The sequence below is a fragment of the Pseudomonas sp. H3(2019) genome, from assembly GCF_007713465.1.
Classification (GTDB): domain Bacteria; phylum Pseudomonadota; class Gammaproteobacteria; order Pseudomonadales; family Pseudomonadaceae; genus Aquipseudomonas.
Window position 1 is genome coordinate 386,175 of sequence record NZ_VMSG01000002.1, and the last position, 24,528, is coordinate 410,702.

At 53.1% G+C, this 24,528-nt stretch carries 21 protein-coding genes and 1 pseudogene; 8 read left to right on the top strand and 14 right to left on the bottom strand.

What is annotated here, in order from left to right; translation table 11 throughout:
* Window positions 1-131: 131 nt before the first annotated feature.
* Window positions 132-335, bottom strand: coding sequence for a hypothetical protein (locus FPT12_RS03950; protein WP_371922483.1), 204 nt, complete (start codon window positions 333-335; stop codon window positions 132-134).
* 506 nt (window positions 336-841) lie between these two features.
* On the opposite strand from FPT12_RS03950, the gene FPT12_RS03955 reads away from it, so the two are divergent.
* From FPT12_RS03955 to FPT12_RS03975, 5 genes are all read left to right on the top strand, one after another.
* Window positions 842-1,129 (top strand): hypothetical protein, encoded by a 288-nt coding sequence (locus FPT12_RS03955; protein ID WP_145014729.1) that lies wholly within the window; start codon window positions 842-844, stop codon window positions 1,127-1,129.
* A gap of 34 nt (window positions 1,130-1,163) precedes the next feature.
* Window positions 1,164-2,585, top strand: coding sequence for an undecaprenyl-phosphate glucose phosphotransferase (locus FPT12_RS03960; RefSeq protein WP_145014771.1), 1,422 nt, complete (start codon window positions 1,164-1,166; stop codon window positions 2,583-2,585).
* Between the two features lie 34 nt (window positions 2,586-2,619).
* On the top strand, window positions 2,620-3,762 hold the full coding sequence (locus FPT12_RS03965; protein WP_145014730.1) for a hypothetical protein: 1,143 nt from the start codon (window positions 2,620-2,622) through the stop codon (window positions 3,760-3,762).
* 83 nt (window positions 3,763-3,845) lie between these two features.
* On the top strand, window positions 3,846-4,952 hold the full coding sequence (locus FPT12_RS03970) for a glycosyltransferase 61 family protein (protein ID WP_145014772.1): 1,107 nt from the start codon (window positions 3,846-3,848) through the stop codon (window positions 4,950-4,952).
* Between the two features lie 459 nt (window positions 4,953-5,411).
* A complete protein-coding gene (locus FPT12_RS03975) occupies window positions 5,412-5,912 on the top strand; it encodes a hypothetical protein (RefSeq protein ID WP_145014731.1) in 501 nt (166 codons plus the stop codon).
* Between the two features lie 2 nt (window positions 5,913-5,914).
* On the opposite strand, the pseudogene FPT12_RS03980 reads toward FPT12_RS03975, so the two are convergent.
* From FPT12_RS03980 to FPT12_RS04025, 10 genes and pseudogenes are all read right to left on the bottom strand, one after another.
* Window positions 5,915-6,046 (bottom strand): annotated as a pseudogene (locus FPT12_RS03980) (transposase); the annotation flags it as partial.
* On the bottom strand, window positions 6,045-6,797 hold the full coding sequence (locus FPT12_RS03985; RefSeq protein ID WP_145014732.1) for a WecB/TagA/CpsF family glycosyltransferase: 753 nt from the start codon (window positions 6,795-6,797) through the stop codon (window positions 6,045-6,047). The gene FPT12_RS03985 and the pseudogene FPT12_RS03980, both read right to left, overlap by 2 nt.
* Window positions 6,797-7,984: a glycosyltransferase family 2 protein gene (locus FPT12_RS03990; protein ID WP_145014733.1), complete on the bottom strand. Its 1,188-nt coding sequence runs from the start codon at window positions 7,982-7,984 to the stop codon at window positions 6,797-6,799. Before FPT12_RS03990 ends, FPT12_RS03985 begins: the two co-directional genes overlap by 1 nt.
* Complete coding sequence (locus FPT12_RS03995; RefSeq protein WP_145014734.1) at window positions 7,981-9,183, bottom strand: glycosyltransferase family 4 protein; 1,203 nt, start codon at window positions 9,181-9,183, stop codon at window positions 7,981-7,983. Before FPT12_RS03995 ends, FPT12_RS03990 begins: the two co-directional genes overlap by 4 nt.
* Window positions 9,184-9,441: 258 nt before the next feature.
* Window positions 9,442-10,377 (bottom strand): DUF535 family protein, encoded by a 936-nt coding sequence (locus tag FPT12_RS04000; RefSeq protein ID WP_145014735.1) that lies wholly within the window; start codon window positions 10,375-10,377, stop codon window positions 9,442-9,444.
* A gap of 7 nt (window positions 10,378-10,384) precedes the next feature.
* The gene (locus FPT12_RS04005) at window positions 10,385-11,362 is read right to left on the bottom strand and encodes a glycosyltransferase family 2 protein (RefSeq protein ID WP_145014736.1); all 978 of its coding nucleotides are present in this window, start codon (window positions 11,360-11,362) and stop codon (window positions 10,385-10,387) included.
* Window positions 11,363-11,411: 49 nt separating this feature from the next.
* Window positions 11,412-11,936 (bottom strand): serine O-acetyltransferase, encoded by a 525-nt coding sequence (locus tag FPT12_RS04010; protein WP_145014737.1) that lies wholly within the window; start codon window positions 11,934-11,936, stop codon window positions 11,412-11,414.
* 8 nt (window positions 11,937-11,944) lie between these two features.
* Window positions 11,945-12,901 carry a glycosyltransferase family 2 protein gene (locus tag FPT12_RS04015; RefSeq protein ID WP_145014738.1) on the bottom strand — a complete coding sequence of 319 codons (957 nt, stop codon included), beginning with the start codon at window positions 12,899-12,901 and terminating at the stop codon, window positions 11,945-11,947.
* Window positions 12,902-12,994: 93 nt separating this feature from the next.
* Entirely contained in the window at window positions 12,995-14,086 is a 1,092-nt protein-coding gene (locus FPT12_RS04020; protein WP_145014739.1) for a glycosyltransferase family 4 protein, read from the bottom strand.
* Between the two features lie 127 nt (window positions 14,087-14,213).
* A complete protein-coding gene (locus FPT12_RS04025) occupies window positions 14,214-15,590 on the bottom strand; it encodes an oligosaccharide flippase family protein (RefSeq protein WP_145014740.1) in 1,377 nt (458 codons plus the stop codon).
* A gap of 96 nt (window positions 15,591-15,686) precedes the next feature.
* Here FPT12_RS04025 and FPT12_RS04030 point away from each other — a divergent pair, with 96 nt between their 5' ends.
* From FPT12_RS04030 to galE, 3 genes are all read left to right on the top strand, one after another.
* The gene (locus FPT12_RS04030) at window positions 15,687-17,213 is read left to right on the top strand and encodes an O-antigen ligase (protein WP_145014741.1); all 1,527 of its coding nucleotides are present in this window, start codon (window positions 15,687-15,689) and stop codon (window positions 17,211-17,213) included.
* Window positions 17,214-17,218: 5 nt separating this feature from the next.
* Complete coding sequence (locus tag FPT12_RS04035; protein ID WP_145014742.1) at window positions 17,219-19,897, top strand: cellulase family glycosylhydrolase; 2,679 nt, start codon at window positions 17,219-17,221, stop codon at window positions 19,895-19,897.
* Between the two features lie 87 nt (window positions 19,898-19,984).
* The gene (galE, locus tag FPT12_RS04040; protein ID WP_145014743.1) at window positions 19,985-20,962 is read left to right on the top strand and encodes a UDP-glucose 4-epimerase GalE; all 978 of its coding nucleotides are present in this window, start codon (window positions 19,985-19,987) and stop codon (window positions 20,960-20,962) included.
* A 44-nt stretch (window positions 20,963-21,006) separates the two neighbouring features.
* Here galE and FPT12_RS04045 read toward each other — a convergent pair whose 3' ends face one another.
* From FPT12_RS04045 to FPT12_RS04055, 3 genes are all read right to left on the bottom strand, one after another.
* Window positions 21,007-21,738: a CpsD/CapB family tyrosine-protein kinase gene (locus FPT12_RS04045; RefSeq protein ID WP_256676596.1), complete on the bottom strand. Its 732-nt coding sequence runs from the start codon at window positions 21,736-21,738 to the stop codon at window positions 21,007-21,009.
* An 86-nt stretch (window positions 21,739-21,824) separates the two neighbouring features.
* On the bottom strand, window positions 21,825-23,375 hold the full coding sequence (locus FPT12_RS04050) for a Wzz/FepE/Etk N-terminal domain-containing protein (protein ID WP_145014745.1): 1,551 nt from the start codon (window positions 23,373-23,375) through the stop codon (window positions 21,825-21,827).
* A gap of 20 nt (window positions 23,376-23,395) precedes the next feature.
* The gene (locus FPT12_RS04055; protein WP_145014746.1) at window positions 23,396-24,514 is read right to left on the bottom strand and encodes a hypothetical protein; all 1,119 of its coding nucleotides are present in this window, start codon (window positions 24,512-24,514) and stop codon (window positions 23,396-23,398) included.
* Window positions 24,515-24,528 lie beyond the last annotated feature (14 nt).

Consider the following 24,528-nt stretch of genomic DNA (forward strand, 5'->3'; position numbering starts at 1 on the left):
TTCGACAGAAGGTGAGATCAAGGATAGCGGACAGGATTGAACGGTCTGGTCTGGTCTGGTCTGGTCAACTGGACGAATTCGTCGATATCCTTGCGCTCATGTTGATGTCCAGGTAGTTGCCGAACACGCTTTCATCGATGATCCAGACGATGTCGTGACTGATTGGCGCATTCACCCGCGTCAGGCTGACCGGCCCGCACAAACAGCACTGCGCTCAGCAGCTTCACGCCGGCCAGCGGCGCCGCTATCAACGCATAGCCTGGCATTGCCAGACTCCGACGCGGCTTGAGGCCAATCCCGGACAACAGCAGCAGTTCCTTCAGGTATCTCGTCATGAGTCCTCTCTCGCTCAGGATCGGTATGGCGAGTTAGTGACTGGCCATTTTTTGGCACTAGCAGCACGCACTTAAAGCGCAGGAAATGTCATCTAACGTGCAAAAGCGTCAAAAAACAGATGACTCAAAAATGACACACCTACATCTTGTCAACACTTGTAAGTCAAGCTTTACGACCGTTTATCGCTTTCTTTACAGCGTCTGAAACGCCTCAACCATAGGCAGAGCCGCTGTCTGACGGCACTTGATGGCTGATCGCCTAACTCCTGACCATTTTTCAACATGAGGAACATGTCAGTTTGCTGACATGGTTTGTCCACGCTGGGCTATACCCCGGTCTAGGGCTGGATGAATATGTGATCGCGGATTACCGTCGTGGCAAGACGGATGTGGAGAGCCTGCGAAGCGCCTACTGCTGCAGATAAGCGCTTACAAGATTTTATGAGATTGGCTGTGTCACGGCTGGCGGCTCATATTCCGCATTGACCTCCAAGGGGGTGAATTCGATGAAGATGTATTTGAGCAAAGTTGGCAAAGACGCCTGGGTCGCGCTCCTTGCAGTCTGTTCTGTTGGCTTGGCGGCCTGCTCCTCGCCGGCTGAGAAGGCCAGCAAGTATTACGAGAAGGGTCTGGCGCTGATGGTTCAGGTCGACTTGCTCAAGGCTCTGGCACTAGGAGAGCTGTCAATGTGGTGCGAATCATCGAAGCTGCGGTGCACCACTGATGGATCATTCAACGCTGACAAGTTAATTAATAATTATATTTTCATTGCCTTTTTATTATTTGATAGATAAGCGTTTTGGATTCTCGATTTAATGAGGTCTAATGATGATATTCGAACCCAGCAGTAGCCGCTCCATACTTCAGCGACGAAGCAGTACCAGTAACGCTATTCAGGCCGGTCTCGATTTTGTTGCGGTGATCGGTGTCGCATGGTATCTGATCGATTATCATATCGGCGTTATAACGCAGGCTTATGTCATCATGCTCCTGTTGCTGCTTGGGGCGTTGGCCGTCGTCTACGACCATTATGCTATTTACCGAAGCAATGTTGGATTTACCGTCAAAGCATTTAAGCTTTTAAAGGCGTGGCTTGCGGCTTTTGGCTTTCTCGTTGTCATGGCCTTTCTGACCAAACAAAGTGAACAGTACTCGCGCCTATTGGTTGCGCAGTTATTTATTGTTGGATATTTCGCTCAGTTGCTTTTGCACCTGGCGACACTCGAAGTGCAAAAGAAACTCTTGACCCACCCGAATCAATTGGAAGCCGCTCTTATTATTGGCTCGGGGGAGCTCGCCAGCTTCCTTCACCAGAAAATAAGCAATAATCCCTGGCTTGGTGAACGGGTGGTCGGTTGTGTGTTGATTGAGGCGGGTGATGATCGGGGGAAGGAGGGCTCAGAAAGCACGCAACGTTTGTCAATACTGGGTAATATTTCCGACCTTGATAAATTAATCATGCGACACTCCATTCGTACCGTATATTTCGTTACACCTCTGGATGGCTCGGAGGTCATTAAGGATGTTTACTTAAAGCTGCTTGATAAGCACATTGCTATTAATTGGGTGCCTGACATTTTTTCACTGCGCTTGATCAATCACAGCGTTCGTGAAATTGCCGGTATTCCCGTGCTGACTTTGTCTGAAACTCCGCTGATGGGGATGCGTCTGTTTCTGAAGAATTTCGAGGACAAAGTCTTGGCTTTTCTCATCTTGCTTCTTGCGGCTCCTTTGCTGGTGGCTATAGCGGTTGCCATTAAGGTCGATAGCCCTGGACCGGTGTTCTTTCGACAGGAGCGCATGGGGTGGAGTGGAGTTTTTCGTATCTGGAAGTTCAGAAGCATGGTCGTCCATCAGCCGGAAGACGGCATCGTCAAGCAGGCAGAAAAGAATGATCCGCGCATGACCAGGGTTGGAGCCTTTATTCGGCGAACTAGCCTGGATGAGCTACCACAGTTGTTCAACGTTTTGATGGGGGAAATGTCCCTGGTGGGGCCTCGCCCGCATGCTATTCAGCATGATGCGCAGTACTCGCCTGGCATCGCAGACTACTTTGCGCGTCACAATATCAAGCCAGGCATCACAGGCCTGGCTCAGGTGCGTGGCTTTCGCGGTGAAACGAGAGATATAGAGCAGATGATTCAGCGTGTTGAGTCTGACATTGAGTACATCAACAACTGGTCGCTCTGGCTTGATTTCGTCATTCTTCTGCGAACGCTGTTTGCCTTCACCGGCAAGCGAGCCTATTAGCCAGTCTGAAGGCAAGTGAAAAAGAGTGCCGAAAATGAAAGCGTATTTAGCGGTACCGATCCGAAAACTCATATCCCCCTCAATACGATTTGAGCTAAGAAAAACTGCAGCCTGGCTGCGAGACATACTTGGGCGAGCCTGTTTCTGGCGCTGGGAGATTGTCAGATTCAAACTGCGCAACGACAGTCCTTACGACATCCTCTATGTGGGAAGAAGAGCACAGCGGGAGATGGCCAAGGTTATCCTGGGGGTGGAGTCTCCTGTGGCCGACAGCAAATCGGAATCGGATAAATCGAACCGTACGGTTCTGGTCAGTGAAATGCCAACTTTGGGCGCGTTGTATGTGCCTCACTTTCTGAGTGCTATCGTGCCGCTGGGTCGCTCCATTGACGATATCACGGCGGGATACGATAGTAAGTTACGTCGAAACATACGCAAGAACCAGTCGCACTACCGAATGAGGCAGGCGCTGACGGACGACGAAATTGAAAGAGCCGACAGGGAAATGCTTCAACCCTATGCCATCGCAAGGCATGGCACTGCCGCCTCGCAAATTGCCACACATGAAGTTTCAAGGATAGCAAAGACGTTCGGCCGGCTCGATCTAATACTGCTGGAAGACGAAATTGTTGCATGCCAACTTGCGTGCGTAATTACCCGGGCCGGAAAGCGCTACTGGAGCATGATACGTGCCGGCTATCCTGAGGCGGTTTTTTCAGATACCAAAAGGCTGAATGAAGTCAACTCGATCACTACATTCATGGAGCTTGAGTGGGCAATAAATAATGGCTTTGACTATTATGATATCGGTACTTGCCTGGCCCGTCCCGACGACGGACTTCTCGAATGGAAAAGAAGACGTGGCGGTGATATTGATACGCTGGGTAACCACGCTTATATGTTTGTCCGACTACCCAAGGTGGGGGCAGCCCAACTCCTTTGGCATACACCGTTATTTGCTGTCGAGGGAAAAAAGCTGACACTTCATCTTGGCTTGCCGGACGGGAAAAACGATGAGGAAGTGGCGACTCGTTATATTAACATGGGGTTTGGCGGGCTATACAAAATTTATCTCTACTGTGCCAAGAGCCCAAGCGAATTTCTTCTCGACAGGTTACGTAGTCGTTATGCTCATTTGAAATCCCCACCCATTGTGGAGAGAATCATATCTACCTGAGCAGCTTTCTGATATTAAAAATGCAGTTCAGGCGCTTGCGCCATTTACTGTTTTTTGTAGAGGCGGATGAGAGTGAACATGATATGTCGGAATTACGCGTGTTAACGAGCAGTCACCGGACAACATGGAGCCTTGCGGCATACCGGCATATTGTAAGAGCGCGGGTTATGCGAAAGCCGGCGGAAACCCCGCAAAGTGCAGCGGTGAAAAGCTGGACTATTGCGCCTGGCGAAACATCAATTTCTCCACCGGCTTTTTTCCTGCCCAATCAACTCGAACGTGTGACAGGATGGGAGGAAGAACGCTTTTTTCCTTACGAACACCCCCGTCGTACAATGGAAGGAATCGGCAGCGTTGATCATGGTCCAACACGGGGCCACCTGCTTAAAGATGTCTGGCTGATAGATGGAACACTCTACAAGGGCAACGCAAAATCCTGCTTATCTCCTAGATCTGGTTGGCTTCCAAAAATCTCCGTGGAAACCGAGATGGAGCGCGGGGCGATTTACTGTACAGCAGGTGGAAACAAATGGTTTGGCTCCTGGCTGATGGAAGACTGTGTCACTTACCCATTAGCATGCGACGAAGGAGTTCCGGTGACGACCGCGCCATCCATCAGGTCTCCTCTATTTCCCCAGACTCCCGAATATGAGGACTGGCTTGGCATAACACCGGTTCGTTTGCGCAATGCGTTTTTTCGTGAGCTCGTGATATTCGATGATCTAAGTCAAAATCGAAATAGGCATTTACGCTTTCGCGCGATGGGTGAAAAATTACTGTCACACGTAAGGTATAGCTCTCACCCCGGAGTTTTCATTCTGCGAGGCGGCAACGGTGAATTGCGACGGTTACACAATGAAATGGAACTCGCTGAACGTCTACATAACCGCAGAGGTTTTCGCATTCTCGACCCTTCGAAAACCGATGTTCCGACCATCGTAGCGACCTGCGCTGGAGCAAAAACCGTGGTGGGGGTCGAGGGGAGTCATCTCGTACATGGTGTCAATGTACTTCAGCCTGGTGGCTCATTGCTGGCTCTGCAGCCCCCGAATCGTTTCATCTGTTATTACAAGTACTTAACGGATCGCGATCACCAGAATTTTGGCTTTGTGGTGGGAACGCCAGAGGGCGATGGCTTTACAATCGACCCCGATGAGGTTGAGCGCACTCTAGACCTATTCCCTTCTTGAAGACTTGATCTGAACCACGCTCCTCGTGTCAAGGTCGAGCCCCCATTCCGCGCGATCAAGCGCCAATTTGGGTATCAGCAACGCACCCTGGATCAAATTTCAATCGGCAGGGAGAGTCAGTTTTCCGTATGCGCTCCAGCATCCGCGGCCGCCCCGTTTCACGTTGAGCGGAAAGGCCAAAGGCGGTGCGGGGCGTGTGTTGCATTTGGTCTTTGAGACCGCCCTGTAGCGGGCGATGCTCAAGCCTGAAGCTATTTCATGCGGATAGAGCCCGCTTGATTGATGACTGACGTGTTTGCCGTGACGTTATTTTGACGAAATTACACTGATTTTCTATTTATATTTATCGTGATGACGCACTATTGACGCGACAGCTATGTGCCTACTATGCTCAATTTAACTTGATAAAGATTCCTTCGTCCGACAAAAGAATACTCCTCTGCTCAGGGAGGCGATGTTATGCACCCGACACTTTTTATTAATTCCGTTTTGTTATTGATGCTCCTGAGTGGTGCGACTTTTTCTAGTGCTCAGGCGGCCAGCTTGGTCTATAAACCTAGTTGCATGAGCAACTCTGGCGAGGATTTAGGGCCTCCACCAAGCATGCTGATCGAAGAGCGCGCGGGTGGCAACGCCATTGGCTTTCACACCGACTTCTCCGGTGATTCTCACACGCAGAGCATTGCTCCCATGGAAGTGCTTAACAATGGAGTCAACGCTCTCGGCAAGTGGGTCAACTTCCTTGGGCCGTGCGCCAATACTTCTTCATTTAACAGTTTGATTGCGGCGCTTGCCAATGGCCAGTTCAGGGTTGGTCGGCATGTCCAGGGTATAGGTCTGGCTGGGACAGCTAATTCTTATATCAATCAACGGAGTGCGGTACCGCTTCCTGCGGCAGCTTGGTTATTTTCTTCCGCGTTGTTTGGATTTATCGTGTTTGCCAATCGACGGAAGGTGTAGGTAGTGCTTTCGTACAATGCCTCCCCATGGTTGGATCGCTGTAACCGAACCAGTTCTGCAACAGATGCACGCGCAGCATCGCCATCAACGCAGAGGCCGGACGAACCGCCCTCCCCCTTCGGGCAATGTATTTCAGGACTTTCTTAATGTAGGCACATCTCTGCAGATCAGCGTACGCAACAAGAACATTGGGTTACCAACCACATAGCGACTGAATAACCGCTTTGGCTCACACATCAGCCTGAATACCCACTCACAACCGAGACGACGCACCCATTGCGGAGCCCGAACAACCTTGCCACCGAGAAAATCCAGGATCGCCCCGCCGCACACTATCAGGCATGGCACGCCGCTGGCAGCCAGCCTGGCAGCAACGGCTTCTTGTCTGGGCATGCCCATGCCCAGCACAATCAATTCTGGCTGCAGTTGCTGGGCAAGGTTGATGTAGGCATCCACCTCAGCAAAACCATGGTGAGCAGAAACTACATTGACCGCAAATACCGCTTCGCTACGCTGCACCGCATTCGCTAGAAAGGGCTCTGTAGTGCCCCAAAAAGCCACGCGCCGGCCCTTGAACGCGGCCAGTAATTTGGGGATAAAATCCGTGCCATTCATATTTAGCCCCGGCACCAAGCCGAGTCGGCGAAACAGGATAGCCATGCCGGAGCCATCCCGTAATAACACGTCAGCAGCGGACAGCGCGTTATAGTAATCGGCGTTGCCCGCCACCAAGTTCATGGCAAAGGCATTGACGAATCCAAGTACTGTCGTCGCCTCAGGCTTGGATAAAGCATCAATCAATCCCTGTTCATCAACGAGATCACTGACCACCCTGAGTTTCTGGATAATCGCTTGCCAGTTGTGCTGCCAAGCAAAAGCGCGCATTAATTGTCATCTCGCTTCGAACGCACCCACTCAACTTGGCGCTTAAGTAAAAAGCCTAGATACAGGGGTATTTTTTTCACCGCGTAGAACGGCGCATACAACAAGGCTGAAAAAGATATAATCTCGCGACCAAATTGGCTCCATGCCAGCAAAATAGTCACATTCAATATTGCCACCCCGGCAGAAGCGATTAATGCTGGAGCCAAAGCTCCACACAGCATAAACACCAACCATGACAGACTAAAAACAGCCCCCAACGCTAAAGTCAATAAGGCCAACGGAGGGACCAATAAATCCAGCGTCATAGCCAGGAGGTTCCAGTTACGCCGGCTGATCGACTCTACAAACAACTTTGGCGCATCACCAAGGATTACCCCCAGATGACCATGTTCCCAGCGCGTACGCTGGATACTTAAGCCTTCATCACTGCGCGGAAAATAACTGGTCACCAGGGCATCGGGGCAAAACAAAGGCGGCTTGCCGCTGCGGCAGAAATCGAAGCCCATCTTCAAATCTTCGACGATGTGGCCACTGGCTAAATCGATCAAAGCCAGATCCCGCCAGACGAAAGCCATTCCCGTACCCATTAACTGACAGGGCAAACCAAGCCAAGCCCAACCTTGCGGCCGCACCAGATTCTTCACACGCCAGGCAAACTCGGCAAACCGCACTTTTAGCTCGGAACCTGCTGGAGCACGCATTAAATTAAGTGCCTGCGTTGGCCGCCCTGAGTCGATGCAACACATTGCCAAACGCTCAATAGAGCCCTCACCCACCTGGCAATCGGCATCGACAACGATCATGACGTCCGGCGCATCGCTCGCTAAATGACGCACCCCAAAGTCCAGCGCATAACCCTTGCCACACTGCTGATCATTGCTGCGCTCCACCACCTCGGCTCCCGCCGTGCGGGCCAGCGCGGCCGTGTCGTCAGAACAGTTGTCCGCCACCACCAATAAGCGATCGCCCTCTAGCAACTGCGGCCGAATGCTATTTAACGTCGCGACGATCATCGAGGATTCGTTGTATGCCGGTACCAACACCGCCACCCGCAGCCGCGATCTTTGCGCCGACGAGCGCAACCGCACAGGCAGGCAGGCCAGCAGCACCTGCAAAAACAGCACCAACACCGGCAGGACCATGAGCACCAGCAGTGTGCTGAACAGCCAATCAAGTAACGTGATCATGCTTGCGCCCTAAACAAATTAGCCAACTTGGCCGCTTCAGTATCGATATCGTGTCGCTCCAGCACTCTCTGATAAGCCGCCTCGCCCATCCGCTGCAACACCTCGACGGGTTGCGCGAGGCAGTCCGCCAGCACCGCCGCCAACTCATCCACAGCTCCAGCGGGAAACAACCAACCGTTCTCACCCTGACGCACTAACTCGGGAATGCCCGCCACATAGGTCGTCAGTACTGGCCGGCGCAAGGCCATGGCCTCCATAATTACCACCGGCAAGCCCTCGGCGAAGCTCGGCAACACCAAGGCCCGCGCCGCAAGAATTTCCGCCCGCACCTGCTCACTGCTAATCCAGCCAGTGATTCGCACCTGCGCCTGCAAGCCATGCAGTGCAATCAGGGCTTCGATTTCCGCACGTATTTCCCCATCGCCGGCCAGTACTATCTCGAACACCACGGCTTGCGCTGCCAGGATACGGGCGGCCTCAAGCAACAACAGTTGGCCCTTCTGCTCACACAAGCGACCCACGCAGACCAACCGCGGTACGGACGGCACGGCAACTGCAGGTACATCGTGAAACGCCCGCTCCAGACCACAATGCACCACCTTTACCCTTGACCAGTGCGCATGAGCTACCCAGCGAAACAGCTGGCTGCGCCCATAAGAGCTGATAGCCGCGACAAAAGCCGCGCGCCGGACTTTCTCGCCCAAATGAATAAACTGCGGTTTGTCGAACTCTTCCGGGCCGTGCACCGTAAAACTGTACGCTGGCCCGCCGAGTGCATTGGCCAGCATTACCACCTCGGTTGAGTTAGTGCCGAAATGCGCATGCACATGCTCGGCGCCGAACGCCTGCAACGAAAACAGCAGGCGGCATGCCTCGGACAAATAGACCAAATGGTACGGCCAGGGCCGATCGGCATGCCGGCTCATACGTAGCGCCAGCCACAACGCCGAAAAAAAGCGTCGCGGCTGGGCGCGCAGTACCTGCAGCACAGGCACTAACAGCTCTTTGACTCCGCCCTGCAGCACATAGAAAGTTTTACTGCGCTCGGACACGTCCTCGGCATCCACCAACTCGGCATCCCAACCACGCAGAGCAATGCGCTGCACCACAAAGCCCTGGCGCTCTAACGCCAAAATCTCGCGACGAATGAAGCTATGGCTGACCTTGGGGTATTGATTGATCAAATAAGCGATACGCATAGGAACCAGCTTAGATGTCGTCGCAGTGAATTATTACTACAGGTACTTTCACAGTAGTACAATTATCAAGAACGTCAACAAGCACCACGGTGTTTATTCCGATCCTTGCATTTTATCCGAGCAATGCCCCACCTGGAACTTTCGCTCCAGCACCTTATATAAATTTCCAAATCAATAGTTGAAACAGCGCCACCCGCCAACTGACCAAAAGTGACTACTGCAGTTTCATGCCACCAGGCCCGACAGTTAAATATCGACCTAATCAGCGCTTGTGTTAGTTGCACAACTGCCCATTAACACACCATCTATTCTTGTAAAAATATCATTTAGAAGCTCATAACGCCTGCGGTACATGGCACGTTTTTTTGAAGGAATACAATCAAGTGCTTTTTTGGACAACACCATGGGAATTTCAAAAAAATCTTCGCGCCCGGACGGAATCGCTCCATGTTCCAACCATATGACATCATAATTAGCGGCCAGGTTTTGAGCTTTTTCAGCCCCAAAATACGGATGACGATGATGACGATATCCATCCCCTATCGCATAAATCTTTTCAACACCAACACTTCTTGCAATATACTTAATGGCTTCGATCAGAAGACTTCTTGGGCGAAGGCCTTCAAAATCTTTTGTCAGTGCTCTATAAATATCCAAAGACCTATCACTCTCTACGCCTTTATGTATCCCTTGAACGGCACCGATAAAAATACATAACTCAACTTCCGTGCGACACAAGGTGAACGCTATTGATGCAATACGCAAATCACCCTGAAACAAATTCAGCACCAGCTCCCCTTCACGCATAAACCATACCGGACGATCTAGAACCAAGGAACAACCAACAGAGCACTCCGACAAGTCACTCAATATCAAGCTGTCATTTCGTCCCAGAAGTAATAGCTGCGGACAGCTTTTTGTAACGACTTCGTAATGCGAGGCCAACACACCAAGTCTATCCTGAGATCTCCAGCATCGACTGATGTACGGCCAATGAACAACACCCACACAATCACCTCCCAACTTCTCAAAACCGGTCTTGCCCAGGGCATTCGACATACGCCACAAAAACAACTTTAGCTCGGACCAGTTTTTTCCAACTAAAATCAGTAATACAAGCTTATTTTTCAACGCTCTAAAGGAATACCCGGCATGTAAAGAAAACACGCTTTTTAGTATCAGCCAATCATTCATAGACGTCTCACTTGTATTCGATCAACGCCGTCTTGCCGGCGCCAAATCTGTTCAACAGAAACTTGACTTGCCCGAGCATCTCGGGAAATTTGCTCAGCACCAGAAAGAAGGCCTGCAGCCAGTTTTCGCGCGCTGATCTATCGCCCCGACGAGCCAAGCGCACCACCTGCAGTGGATAGACCAGCAGCAGAAGCAGCCCAAACCATCCCAGCATCAAACTCGCGATCATAGTCGCCAGCGGGACACCCAAGCCCCAGAGCCAGGCCCGGCGCGACTCACGCTGCCAATGTTGCTCCGGTGCGGCCCCATGCAAAAATGCGCCCTCGGCAAAGGCATAGCCACCACGCAGGGTACGCCGCCACCATTGGCCGAAGCAGGTCATGGCCGCATCGTGCAAGGTCATTTCGTCAACCAGGCGCCAGACCTTCCATCCATTCGCACGCAGACGCACACACAACTCAGGCTCTTCCCCGGCAATAAGATCCGCTCGAAAACCAGACACTGCGGCGAAGGCGTCAGCCCGTATCAACGCATCGCCACCACAAGCCTTGGCCTCACCTATCGGGGTATCCCATTCAAGATCACACAATAAGTTGTAAATCGAACGCTGTGGAAAACGTTCACGGCGCCGTCCACAGACCACCGCAACCTCAGGCTGTGCATCAAGAAAGGCCTGCGCCCGGGGCAGCCAACCACCGACAACCTCGCAATCGCCATCGACAAACTGCACATAACGCATCGCCGGCAATAAACGTTGCACGCAGGCAAATCCTTCATTGCGCGCACGTGCAGCCGTAAAGGGAATCGACATATCCAACTCAACCACCTCGACCCCAAGCCGCCGTGCCATCTGGACTGAACCATCCGTTGATCCAGAGTCGACATAAATAACCTTCTGCGCCGCACTGCCCAGCGAAGCCAGGCAACACTCAAGCCGCAGGCCTTCATTGCGACCGATAACAACGACACCAATACCAGTAGCCATTGAGTTCACCCAGCAATGTAAAACCGCTCGATATCGTCCACCGGAGGGTTCATAAGCATTCCCTTGCTTCTGCGCGCTGCCTTTTCTTGATAGTCGCAGGCACGCCCACTGCCACCGAGTCATCCGGTACATCTGTCAGCACCACGGCATTGGCACCAATCACGACGTTGTTACCAATACGGATATTGCCCAGCACCTTGGCCCCGGCACCGATATCAACATTGTTACCCATCACCGGGGCAATCGGCTCATTCACATTCTTGAGCCCCACGACCACGCCATTGCGGATGCGGCAATCATCGCCGAACTGAGCATAACCACTGATCACGATTCCGCCGAAATGGTCGATGACGAAGTTGCGCCCGATCACCACCTCACACGGCAGCTCGACACCCGTCACGATCTGCACCAATTTGAAGAGCACTTTGTATATAAAGGAGAGCAACTTACGCAACAATGCCGGGCGCACACCGTAGCGCCAGCGCCCAAAGCGATAAACCAGCATCACCCAGAACCCCTGAGCAGCCCAATCACCAGCATATGCACGCAAGTCCGCACGTATATTTTCGAACATAAGTAGACCTACCGTGTTGGTCGGCTAGCAAATTGGGTATCGCGCAGCAACGCCCAGGTATCACGAGCATGCTGCCAACACGCCCCTATGGCGGCCAGGCCGCGGCCTTTCAATAGAGCCTTGAGCGCCAGAATCAGATCACCCAGGCTCACCAGTAACATATGTGAGGCCAAACCCAGTAGACCGTGGTGCTTGCGAAAGTACAAAAGCTCGCTTTCGATTTGTAACCTGGGTATCTGTCGACTGACCACATTGAGTTCGACAACCGATTTGGCACTTTCACCGCCGATATGCACCACCGTGGTATGCGGGTAATAAACCACCTTCCAACCGGCCTGTTTAACGCGTTTGCAGTGATCGACCTCCTCGTAGTAAAGAAAGTAGCGCGGGTCGAACAAGCCAACCTGATCGATGACTTCACGGCGGATCAAGTAATAGCAGCCGGGCACCCAGTCGCACTCACGGACCGAGGCATGATCCCAGTCCATGTCGTCGACCCTCTTCACCACAGGGAAAAAGCGTTCAAGCCCTGTACGCGAGAGGAAGACATTCAACGGCGTCGGAAAATAGCGACAGGAGGGTTGCAAATCACCCTCTCGCCCAACCAACCGAACGCCGAGGACTCCGCAATCAGGGTGAGCCGCCATGTAATCGAGGGTCTTGCTCAGGGTATCAGCAGCAACAAAGGCATCGGTATTGAGAAGCAACGCGTACTTGCCCTGCAGGTGCTCAACCAATTGATTGTTGGCACGACCAAAGCCGACATTATTTTCATTGGCCAGCAGAAATGCCTCTGGACAAATAGTTGCCAGGCACTCCAGTGAATTATCGGCAGAGGCATTGTCCACCACTAAATAGCGCGTTCGACCCGCACTATTTGACTCGCGCAACGCATTAAACATGGGCTGCAGCAGAGTCGCTGTATTGTAGTTAACTACTAACACATCAAGAGGGGCACTAATCATTAGATTGCCCCCCAAGAAACTGCTGAACTCTCATCGTCGGATTACAAAACCATTTATAAATCGACATCATTCAAGCTCCGCTCAAAACAACCGCTATCCAGGCAAATTCCTCACACACGCATTATTAAGTGCCGCTTCAAATAATTTTGCAGAGTGCTCCCAAGAACTTGAGACCACCGTTTGATATGCCATCTCTGAAACCGCACGCCACTCCAACTCGTCTAAAGTCAATAGCCATTCAACACCACGAGCCAAGGCAACAGTATCATCAATATCGGCCAGTACGCCGTTTTTGAAACAAGATATTGCCTCTAACGGCCAGCCAGTACGCGTTGAAACTACCGGCGCCCTACATGCCATCGCTTCCATCGCCGTCAGATTAAAGCCTTCTTCACTCCGGCTTGCTGCGAGCCAGACATCACATTGAGCATATAAATCACGAATACGATGTTGATCGGGAGAAAGATAAAACTCAAGACTCTCTGGAAGCTTAAAAAGACCACTAGGAGGAGCACTTCCAAAGGCTATAACTCGAAGTTTTGAAAATTTCTTCTCGAGCAAAGAAACTACCTGAAGTGCAACATCAACCCCCTTAAATGGCGCTTCATGATACAAAAACCCGATTGTTGGGCAACGCTGTTTTCCCCTCGGCGCGGAAAAAAATTGCTGATGATCGACACTATTCCCAACCAAGCTAACATCAGAATCGCCATACATGCTCATCACATCAGCCAACCACTTCGAAATGGTTATCTTATGCAAAGGCATTTTATACGTCGCCACAACCCTATCCACCGGGCAATAAGGAAACACCTCATGCCCCTGCACAAAATACACTTTTACACCCTTGGCCTGACCTAGAGAACTCACCCACTCAGCCGTTTCCCACCACGTTGCAATTACAACATCTGCATCTGGAACATCCGAATCCACAATAGGCCTATATTTTTCTATCACCCGGTGATCAAGACCAAGACCGTCTAAATGAGATGGACTTCTTTCGCTTATCGGCCACCCCTCACCCGTGATGAAACTCTTCATCTTCTTATCCAACGGAACAGGAGGTGCAGGCGGGGAAACGAGCGTTACATCATGCCCCATTTCAAACAATGCCTTAGCGTAAATTGCAACGACGCGAATTCCACCCGACATGTTCACCACCGGCAACACAAAAGTCACTTTCATTAGATCACCTCCAAAACCGCTGAAAGCCTATTCAAACTCAATGCACTTCCAGCCAAGCAATTTCCATCAATCAACACATCGTGACGGTCTGTCACAGCATTGGAAACAGCAAGAGACATAGATCGAATCAAAGCCATTTAGCAACGCCCAACGCTAACTCTCCACACAAAGCCCCCACCGCCAGCATTGGCAGCACCACCAGTTCACGCTTGAGATCGAACAACCCCACCTGACGATTGACATAAACAATCAGGATAAGCGTAGGGAACGTATGCAGGGCAACGCCCCAAATCGCATACTTTACCCCGCCAATCGCCAGCAGCAGCGGCAGTAGCACCCATAACGAAACAATGCGAATAATGTTATCCATGGCTTGGTACTTTGTGAGTCCCAAGGCAAGCCAAACTTGATGCGCCACCGTGTAGCGCAATGTGAAAAAAGAAGTTGAAAGAATGGCCATCATGGTGCCGGCAGCGGCATAACGCTCATCGTATAACCCACCAACGATGAGCGGACTGACGGTCAAGAACAGTCCACAGACAAACAGCAAAGCAAGATCGAAAATCAATCTGAAGCGGTAATACAAAACGCGCAGCCGCGCGGTGTCATTACTTCTTGAGGCTTCACTGAAGGCCGGCAGGGCCACGGCCCCGGCCAACCTCAGCACTGCGGTTTGAAGAGTGCCCAAAATCAGCACCGCTATGGAGTAGACGCCCAGTTCAGTGGCCGACATGCTGCCGCCGAACCAGATGCGATCACCATACATGGCCAATACTCCCACTGCCGAAGACAACAGTATCCAACGGCCGAAGACGACTAACTCTTCAAGCGCAGAGCGGTCCCACTGTAGACGGTTAGGCGGGCCCTGAAACCATAGATGACCAATAACAGTGCCGACCATGGCCGAGACCAGACCTGCAATCACTAGCGACCAGACAGACCTGGTGAAGTAACCGATGCCCAGCATCACCAGCAGGCCTGCAAGCTGGGACGCAAAGTCGAGGAGCACCACTTTCTTTTGCTGGAAATCGCGAACTGCCAAGTCGATTTTCGTCGACTGGAACCCAAAGATGATCGCGGTAAAACCGGTAAAGGCCAACACCAGCGGCAACTCCGGTGCGGCATAGGTGGAATTGGCCGACCACAGATTGATGACTTGCGCAAACCAGCTGAAGCCTGCGATTAGAAGTGTCGAAGCAAAAAGGACAACGCCACGCAGGATCTGCACTGTCCAGGCGGTATTGAGAAACACTGGATCGTCGCCACGCGGGCTCTGGATAATGTTCTGGCGCAAACCGACATCGGAAAGCAAGTGCAGAACCACCGAAACAGTGGTGGCGATGATCATTACGCCGAAAATTTCCGGCATCAGCAGACGGGCCATGACAAGGTTGCCGCCCAAGCGAATTGCTTGAGAGGCAACAAGCGCACCCAGATTCCATGCCCCAGCAGATATCGCTCGCCTGCGAAGGCTCAACGATGGCGATAAATCAATTGGAGGCATGACATCAACCCCGAACTCAAATGGTACGCACGTTACTATAGCTACAATTGGTCATCTCACTAGCCGTTGCTCACCAATCCATGAGTTCAAGAATCCATGCCTGAGCACTTTCGCGCTTTAATCGTCATTCTAGTTTTAGCTGGCATCGTTTTTGCCTTTGCGCGTCGACCAGCAGTAGACCTGATCCCACACCACGACTTCACTCGTCGCCGCAATCTGTGGTTCGCATTGACGCTACTGGCCTTTGTCTCGCACAGTTTCTGGGTGTACGCGGGCATTGCCGCTATCATTTTGACCGTCGCACGACAACGCGAGCGCAATCCTCTGGCACTGTTTTTCCTTCTGCTGTTTCTCATCCCGCCGGCCCCGGCAGAGATTCCCGGCTTCGGCCTGATCAACTATTTTTTTGCACTTAACCATATTCGTCTGCTCGCATTGTGTCTGTTGTTGCCGGCTTTTTTCATGCTACGCAGGCAAGCAAGCACACTGAGCTTCGGACGCATCTGGTCTGACAAACTGCTAGCGGCCTACCTCTTGCTGACGAGCCTGCTTTACCTGCGTGACACCACGCTGACCGACACCTTGCGCCAGACGCTCTACCTGTTTACAGACGTTTTTTTGCCTTACTACGTTGCCAGCAGGGCGCTGAAGGAACTCAGCGACTTCAAGGATGCTCTGTTGGGATTTGTACTCGCCGCCATGGTGCTGGCGCTTATTGGTCTCGTCGAATTTACCCGCCATTGGCTGCTGTACAACGCGCTGATTGTCGCCCTGGGCATGCACTGGGAAATGTCCAGCTACTTGAATCGTGGTGATTCATTACGCGCCAGCGCCACCACCGGCCAGGCAATCGCACTGGGTTACGTCATTAGCGTGGCCATCGGCTTTTACCTGTTCTTGCGCGAGAGCGTACGCAGCCGATTGCAGCAATTCCTCGGCGCGCTCTTGCTGGCTGGCGGTCTGTTTGCACCGCTGTCGCGTGGCCCCTGGATCGGTACGGCCGTCATGATCACCGTGTTCATCGCCACCGGCCGTGCAGCTGTCAAACGCCTGATGCTTCTGGCACTCGCCGGAGTGCTCGCCCTTCCCCTGCTGACCATCGTGCCTGACGGGCAAAAAATCCTGGATCTACTACCGTTCATCGGTACGGTAGACGTAGAGAACATCACGTACCGGCAGCGCTTGATTGATAACTCAGTGATCGTCATCCAGCGCAACCCTTGGCTGGGCTCTTTCGATTACCGCAACACGCCTGAGATGCAGTCCATGATTCAGGGCGAGGGCATCATCGATATTGTGAATACCTATATCGCCCTGGCGCTGGACATCGGCCTGATCGGATTGACGCTATTCGTGGTTTTTTTCGCCACTGTGCTGGTCAGCATCCGCAGAGCAATGCGTTCGGTCCCCAACAAAGACGATGAGGTGCGCCGACTCGGACGTGCGCTGTTGGCGGTACTGGCCGGGATACTGGTGACCATCGTTACCGTTAGCAGTATCACGGTGATCCCCGTGGTGTATTGGTCGGTGGCCGGACTGGGTGTGGCCTATGCTCAGATGGTGCGCAGGCTCAAGCGCACTGAGACTGCAAGCACCGCGAGCGCCAACCTTCAACCCTGGTAACGCTCATGACCTCTTTTGTTCACCGCGCCCATATGCTGCTAGTGGTTCTCCTTGCTGTTTGGCCGTTTAGCACCTGGGCGTCGGACTGGGTCTCCAGCGTGGATGAGCGCAGCGGTCTGCCAATGTTGGCGCGCGGTGGCAACCCTGTAGTTTCTTCTTCATTCGCCTTCTGGGGGAGCAACTGGGAATGGACGGATTTGCCGACCGCGTTCAAGGTGAACACCGCTTATAGCTACTCCCTTGCAGGCAAGAACAAAAACCTGGACTTCGACGTGACTGCGCAGATTCAGAAGGAAGACGAGCAGAAGTTGACCTGGAACATTGCCCTGGATGCACACAGCATGAAGCCGGACGTGATGGGCGGGGGCATCGTCTTCAAGTTCGATCCTGCCCTTTACGATGGAGAAATGGGTGAGCCGGCTTTGCTACCCGACAACCGCGGCTGGTCCTGGGGGAATACACAAAGCCGACGCATCGAGATGCGTTTTGAGCCTGCACTGGCAAGTGTGTACTTTGAACCGGGTGATAAATCTCAGGTGCGTGCTTTTTTTTACAAGAACACGATCAAACCCGGCCGCCAAAATTTCAAAGCCACCTTGAGCATATCTGGCGATGTGGTACTCGGTCCGACCACAAACGAACGCTTCGGGCTGGCGGACACAAGGAGCTGGCCGAGTGACACGCTCGACTGGAAAACCTCGCCGGTCGATCTGTCCTTTCTTAACGCTCACGAAAAACCTGCAGGCAAGCGCGGCTTCGTCAAAGTATCCGGCGAGCAACTGTTATTCGCAGACAACACCCCAGCGCGCTTCTGGGGCACTAACCTGACGGCCTATGCGCTGTTTCGTACGCCAGACGATGCAATCAAGCTGCAGGCCAAACGTCTGTCGGCACTCGGTTTCAATCTCGTACGACTGCACCACCATGATTCCCCATGGGTCAGCCCAAACATCTTTCGCGACAGCAACCTCACGCAGGACACTCAGCAACTAAGCCCGGACTCACTGAAAAAAATCGACTGGTGGATCAAGTGCCTCAAAGACGAGGGCATTTATGTATGGCTCGATATGCACGTCGAGCGAGCCTTGACTGCAAACGACAACATCTATGGCTTCGATGAAATGCCAAAGAATGGGCAGAACAATGCCGATCTGAAGGGCTATGCCTATGTAAACATCACCATTCAGCAGGCAATGAAGCGCTTTGCCCAAGCCTATTTGACCCATGTGAACACCTACACCGGACTCGCCTACAAAGACGATCCGGCGATCGCCGCCGTACTGATTACCAACGAAAACGATGTCACCCAGCACTTTGGCAACGCCCTGTTACCAGACAAACGAGTGCCAAAGCACAACCATATCTACATGGCCGAGGCCGAGGCCTTTGCGAACCAGCACAATCTATCTGCAAGCCAGACCTGGCGCTCCTGGGAGCCAGGCCCCGCCAAGCTGTTCCTCAACGATTTGGAGCGACGTTTCAACGTAGACATGATTCAGCACCTACGTGAATCAGGAGTGAAGGTACCCATCGCCACGACCAGTAGCTGGGGCGGCGACAGCCTAAGCTCCCTACCGGCCCTTACCGCCGGCGACCTGATCGACGTCCATAGCTACGGTGGCCCTGGGCAGCTAGAGAAAAACCCGCTCACCAGCGATGGTTTACTGAACTGGATTGCCGCCGGCCAAGTGATAGGCAAACCCCTGACCGTCACCGAGTGGAACACTGAACCTTTCCCGGCACCTGACCGCCACTCGCTGCCACTCTATATGGCCGGCACCGCCAGCCACCAAGGCTGGGATGCGCTGATGCAATATGCCTACAGCCAGGAACCGCTAACCGGCGAATGGATAACTGCCGACAACTGGCACGCCTATAACGACCCTGCAATGCTGGCCACCCTGCCCGCCGCCGCCTTGCTTTATCGCCGTGCAGACGTTCGCGAAGCAACAACGACCTATGTCTTCGCGCCGACGCCAAGCACCCTATTCAACCAACGCATCACACCAGCCAACGCGGCTCTACTGCGCACAGCCATGGAGAAAGGCAAGCTGGAAATTGCCATGCCACAGACGCCGCAATTGCCCTGGTTGCAACAGAGTGCTATCCCGAGCAATGCACAGGTGTTTCATGACCCCAGCCAGTCGCTGCTGGACGCCAATGCCAGCGAGTCCACGACAGACACTGGCGAGTTAAAGCGCAACTGGAAACTAGGCATCTACACCATCAATACGCCACGCACCCAAGCAGCAACCGGCTGGATCGGCGGCGAGTCGATCAGCCTTGGCAACATCCAGGTTCAAGTGAAAACCGCGAATGCCAGTGTGGTGGTGCAAAGCCTGGACGACGCGCCTGTCGGCCGATCGCAGGATTTACTGATTTCGCTGGGTACCCGCGCCATCCCCAAAGACGACAGCAAAACACCTTTTTATGTCGAGCCCCTCGAAGGCACCCTGACAATCCAGGCGCCACAAGGCTTGACACTGTTCACCCACAGCATCACTGGACAAATGAAGAAGCTACCCGCCGCCTACCTTGATGGACGCTATACGATCAAGTTCGACGGCTTGCAGGCGTCGAACTGGTTGTTTTTGAAAAAAGCCGTCACGCCAGCCACAACCTCAGGCAACGCACAGCCAGGCCCTGTCAATACAGCATCATCCAGCGCGCTGGCGAATCAATAGCTAACCTGTCTTTTAACGTAATGATCAGGTGGATCGAACTGGCGTTCAAATCTGCGCTTGCCCAGCAACAGTTTCCAGGAGATCAGGATGAAATTTTTGGTTGTTGGTGGCGCAGGCTATATCGGCTCGCATATGGTCAAGCAACTACTGCGTGCAGGGCACGAACTGGTGGTGGCAGACAACTTTTCAACGGGCCATCGCGGCGCGTTGATGGGCGGGAGATTGGTCGAACTGGACATCGCCGACGCACAAGCCCTGGACGTCTTGTTTGCGGGACAGCACTTTGATGCCGTGTTCCACTTCGCCTCATTTACACAGGTGGGCGAATCCGTCACTGAACCTGCCAAGTATTACCAAAACAACCTGGCTGGAACCCTTACGCTGCTACAAGCCGTGGTTCGTGCCGGGGTTAAAAACTTCATTTTTTCCTCGAGCGCAGCCATCTATGGCGACCCGGTGTATGTACCTATCGACGAAGAGCATCCCAAGGCCGCGATCAACCCTTATGGTCGCAGCAAGTGGATGGTGGAGCAGATGCTTGAAGATTTCGACCGTGCATACGGGCTCAAATCGGTCTGCCTGCGCTACTTCAACGCCGCCGGAGCAGACCCTGAAGGACAGTTAGGTGAACGCCGTGAACCGGAAACCCACCTGCTGCCACTGATACTGCAAGCTGCCTCCGGTCGGCGCACAACCATCACCGTCTATGGCCGTGACTACGACACACCTGACGGCACTTGCATTCGCGACTACATCCACGTTGTCGACCTCGTTGCAGCTCATGCACTTGCCGTGGATTATTTATTGGCAGGTGGTGCAAGCACGGCTTTCAACCTCGGAAACGGTCAAGGTTTCTCAGTACAACAAGTAATAGACACTGCACGCGCCGTGACCGGCCAGGATATCTCCGTGAGCGAAGCGCCACGCCGCGTCGGCGATCCGCCACGCCTTGTGGCCGATCCCCGCATGGCCAACACATTACTTGGCTGGCAACCGCAATTTGCCTCACTTGAACAGATAGTGGCGCACGCCTGGAGCTGGGAGCAGAAGTACCCTTGGCACTGAAAGTCGGCGCTGGCGCATAACGCCGAACACCTGAGGGTGACGCTCTAGTAATAAGAGCGGCTTGGGCGCTCGGCTTTGTTTAGTACCGTGCCAATCAGATTGGCTGTCCCCAGATGATAAAGGCTTTCCTCGATCTCTTTCTTGCTGTTCATGCCGTTGGCGACCACCAGCAGGACGCAGTCGAATTTAGGCAAGATGGTAATAACATCGTCCGAACTCAACAACGGCGGCAAGTCGAAAATCACGATACGCGAGTCGTAGCGCTCGCGCAGATCAGCAATCAAATGGCTCACTGTAGGCGATGACAGCACCTCGGTGGAGAGAGGGATCGGCTCTCGCGTCGGCAGGACTACAAAGCGCGGCAAGGTCGGGTTGACCAGAACCTCTTGCAGTTCCGCTTCATCGTCCAGCAATTCATTGAGCGATTTCTCCATCGGCAGACCCAGGCAGGCACCCACCATCGGACGACGCAAGTCGAAATCCACCAGTAGCGCCGTCTTGGTGGTGTGATGGGCGATGCTCATTGCCAGGTTGATAGCCAATACAGTCTTGCCTGCCTCTGGAGTTGGCGAGGTGATAGCAAGCGTGCGCCAACCATTTTCTTCCATGACTTTCAGAACTTGCGTACGCAGCAGATCGAAAGCCCCCCCCATATTCGAATTCTTGTTGTACGCCACAATGCGATTGCGCTCGAGATGATCTGGCCGCAGCGGTACAACTTTGGTTTGCACATAACTCAGCGCATTCAGACTTGCAGACTGCCCGGTCACTGTCATGGCTTTTGGTATTGTCACGAGACTTGACGAAGGCTGTTGCTCGGAATTCTCGGTATCGGGCTTGATTATTTCCATGGCTATATTCCTTATGCAAACCGGCCCAGAGCTTTAAACATCAGAAGGTCCAGAGGCATGTAGAAGAAATGCAGGAGCACCAAAAAGACCACGATCATCACGACTCCACTGAGGATCAATCGCGTTCGCCACTGCTTACGGCGTGCCAATTCAGCTCTGGTGTATATGTAGGGAATCGCAACCAATATGCGTCTACCCAGCACACTGGCCAAGGCTTCAGCTCCGCGCACGCGCTGGTTCAGCATCTCAAGGAGCATCACCAATGCGCCAGCGCCCACCGGAGCGAGAACGAAGCCCATGGCAACCACTTTTTTACGGTTCGGCCGTATCGGCTTTTCAGGCATCAATGGCGATTCCAGAAGAACAAAACGCTCGGCTTTGTTTTCCTGCTCCAGGCTTTCGGAAATTTTCGCACTCATTTCCTTGGTGCGTATTTCCTCGTATTTCTTTTTAGCGTTTTCATAGTCACGCATCAGTGTGACCAAGCCGCGCTCGACTTGCGGCGTCTCAAGAATTTGCGCCTCGTAGTCGGCTATTTTTTTGAGTATTTCCTGCTTTTGATCGGCCAGCGACTTGATACGTGTTTCTGCGGCAGCGATCCGGGCCTGAGCCTTGGCAAGGTCCAGATTGACTGAAGCTGCTGCACCACCAGCACCTTTGGTAGCCTCAAGTGCAGCAATTTTGCGTTTGACGGCACGCACATCGGGGTGGGCTTCGGTATACAGCGACAGTAACCGGGTGTACTCCGCCTTCAGGCTTCCCAGATCTTGCTGTTTATCAACCCCCGCGCCGGGCGATACATGCTTGGTCGCTGCTGCGGAAAGCTCCAACTCATTGAAGCGCAACTCCTCACGGGCAGTTTTGTAGTCACGGTCGACCTCTTTGAGCTCGGTTTCGGCGCGTGACAACATATTCATGCGCAACTCCTGATGCTCGGGAAGCGCGTTGCTGTGCGCTTGCTTGAAGTCTGCCAAGCGGTTTTCCAGGGCTTCCAGTTCGACCCTGAGCTTGTCCGCCTCCTGCGTCAGAAACTCTGTTGTTTCACTGGCGCGCTCGGTGCGCTGCTTGATGTTTTCATCCAGAAACAGCGTCACCAGCTCGTTGGCCACTTTGTTGGCAATCTCTGGCTGCCGGTGCTCAAAGGAAAGACGGAAAGCAATCGTCACTTCTCCGCGCCCCTTAACGACAGCACTGACCAAGGAGACTGTAATCGCATTGCGCATTTCATCGATTTTCTCGGAAACGCTCAACTGCCTGCTTTGCGAAGCAAAAAGATTGTACTTGTCGATGATCGCCTCCAGATGCTCACGGGTCATCACGCGCTGGCGAATGACTTCGATGCGCTCATCGGCAAAGGTATTGTTGTTCGCCGCCACCAGGTCTGGCGAAATCTGCTGAGACTCGACCAGAATAGTGCCAGATGACTCGTAGGTGGGCGGGATAGAGATCGCGACCACGACGCTCAGGCCGAGTATTACCGCGAAACTCAGGATCAACAGCAAGGCATGGTGCTTGATGACAGCAATGTAGTCGTTGACCGACATTTCGTATTCAGAGGTCATATTTATCACCCAGCTGAATTTCAGAAGTTGGGGTGACTATAGGTCAAGGTCAACCCGACGACGTTTGCGGTGGCATCCGGCAAGCCATTTTGCTGGCGTTCTTTGTACGTGAAGAATAGGCGCGCCACCCAAAAAGGCGAGAGTTCCCGGCTAAACCAGACACCGACATTGCGCAGGGTATTAGGCGTTACCCCTTTGGTTTTTTGCCATGAGGCATCAAAACCGGTACGGCTGGTGTCGTCGAGGGCATAACTCCATGTACCGTTCAGGTTATCAACCTCGACAAAACCGCCGTCGCCGCTGGCGACGGTGCTACGACTGGCGCCGATACTTGTATCAACACGCTCACCGATATAGTGCAACGAAAAACCGCCTTGGCCACGGGGGCGGCTGTTCGAGCCAGAGACTTGATTGACACCCGCGTAAACCGCCCCCTTGAGCCGCTCGGAGATCTCAAAGTTCAAGCCGGCAGTGGGGGTGTAACTGTTTGAGGAAGGCAACGCAGATCCCTGCTGCGGCTCATAACGCTTCACGCCAAAACGCGTGAATAGCTCCACACGCTCGCTCCATGCGTAGTTAAAGCTCAGGCGGTTCGATAGCTCGTCATAGTTGGTGAGTGTATTAATGTCGTAAGTGACATGTGTGTAGTCGGTTTCGTTAACCAAGGTAGTTCGCTCACTGAGAGCGGTACTCCAGTTGCCGCCGAACGAGGTTAGCTTTTGCGTACCATCGGTGGTGGCAATCACGCCGGTCGCTTGAACCGCAGTGGAAAGCGTTGAACTCTCAATATACTTCGCCGTGAGTCCAAAACCACCCGTCTCGGTCTCGCGCTGCCACCCTAACTGCACGTTGGGGTCTTCGCGGTCCGAAACGATGGACGTATCAGACGAACGCACCAGATTCATGCCAAGACCGAACCGCCACTGATCCCGGTCTGAAGTACCGACAAGCGTGTAATCGGGGGCGATGATCGTACGAGTCACACCCTTCTTGTTTTCCGTAACAAGCACCGGGTTGCTGTCGTACTCGACAGTCGAAGGCACAACGATTGCTGATTGCCAAGTGGCAGCATAGGCCACACCGGAGCACGGCAAGATCAGGATGGCCGTCGCAACTCCAGCCGTTCGTAGCAAGGGCAAGATAATCCTTAGTG

Excerpts from the sequence above, each read along its gene's own strand:
- FPT12_RS03950 (WP_371922483.1), bottom strand. The coding sequence starts at position 335 with ATGACGAGATACCTGAAGGAACTGCTGCTGTTGTCCGGGATTGGCCTC.
- FPT12_RS03955 (WP_145014729.1), top strand. The coding sequence starts at position 842 with ATGAAGATGTATTTGAGCAAAGTTGGCAAAGACGCCTGGGTCGCGCTC.
- FPT12_RS03960 (WP_145014771.1), top strand. The coding sequence starts at position 1,164 with ATGATATTCGAACCCAGCAGTAGCCGCTCCATACTTCAGCGACGAAGC.
- FPT12_RS03965 (WP_145014730.1), top strand. The coding sequence starts at position 2,620 with ATGAAAGCGTATTTAGCGGTACCGATCCGAAAACTCATATCCCCCTCA.
- FPT12_RS03970 (WP_145014772.1), top strand. The coding sequence starts at position 3,846 with ATGTCGGAATTACGCGTGTTAACGAGCAGTCACCGGACAACATGGAGC.
- FPT12_RS03975 (WP_145014731.1), top strand. The coding sequence starts at position 5,412 with ATGCACCCGACACTTTTTATTAATTCCGTTTTGTTATTGATGCTCCTG.
- FPT12_RS03985 (WP_145014732.1), bottom strand. The coding sequence starts at position 6,797 with ATGCGCGCTTTTGCTTGGCAGCACAACTGGCAAGCGATTATCCAGAAA.
- FPT12_RS03990 (WP_145014733.1), bottom strand. The coding sequence starts at position 7,984 with ATGATCACGTTACTTGATTGGCTGTTCAGCACACTGCTGGTGCTCATG.
- FPT12_RS03995 (WP_145014734.1), bottom strand. The coding sequence starts at position 9,183 with ATGCGTATCGCTTATTTGATCAATCAATACCCCAAGGTCAGCCATAGC.
- FPT12_RS04000 (WP_145014735.1), bottom strand. The coding sequence starts at position 10,377 with ATGAATGATTGGCTGATACTAAAAAGCGTGTTTTCTTTACATGCCGGG.
- FPT12_RS04005 (WP_145014736.1), bottom strand. The coding sequence starts at position 11,362 with ATGGCTACTGGTATTGGTGTCGTTGTTATCGGTCGCAATGAAGGCCTG.
- FPT12_RS04010 (WP_145014737.1), bottom strand. The coding sequence starts at position 11,936 with ATGTTCGAAAATATACGTGCGGACTTGCGTGCATATGCTGGTGATTGG.
- FPT12_RS04015 (WP_145014738.1), bottom strand. The coding sequence starts at position 12,901 with ATGATTAGTGCCCCTCTTGATGTGTTAGTAGTTAACTACAATACAGCG.
- FPT12_RS04020 (WP_145014739.1), bottom strand. The coding sequence starts at position 14,086 with ATGAAAGTGACTTTTGTGTTGCCGGTGGTGAACATGTCGGGTGGAATT.
- FPT12_RS04025 (WP_145014740.1), bottom strand. The coding sequence starts at position 15,590 with ATGCCTCCAATTGATTTATCGCCATCGTTGAGCCTTCGCAGGCGAGCG.
- FPT12_RS04030 (WP_145014741.1), top strand. The coding sequence starts at position 15,687 with ATGCCTGAGCACTTTCGCGCTTTAATCGTCATTCTAGTTTTAGCTGGC.
- FPT12_RS04035 (WP_145014742.1), top strand. The coding sequence starts at position 17,219 with ATGACCTCTTTTGTTCACCGCGCCCATATGCTGCTAGTGGTTCTCCTT.
- galE (WP_145014743.1), top strand. The coding sequence starts at position 19,985 with ATGAAATTTTTGGTTGTTGGTGGCGCAGGCTATATCGGCTCGCATATG.
- FPT12_RS04045 (WP_256676596.1), bottom strand. The coding sequence starts at position 21,738 with ATGACAGTGACCGGGCAGTCTGCAAGTCTGAATGCGCTGAGTTATGTG.
- FPT12_RS04050 (WP_145014745.1), bottom strand. The coding sequence starts at position 23,375 with ATGACCTCTGAATACGAAATGTCGGTCAACGACTACATTGCTGTCATC.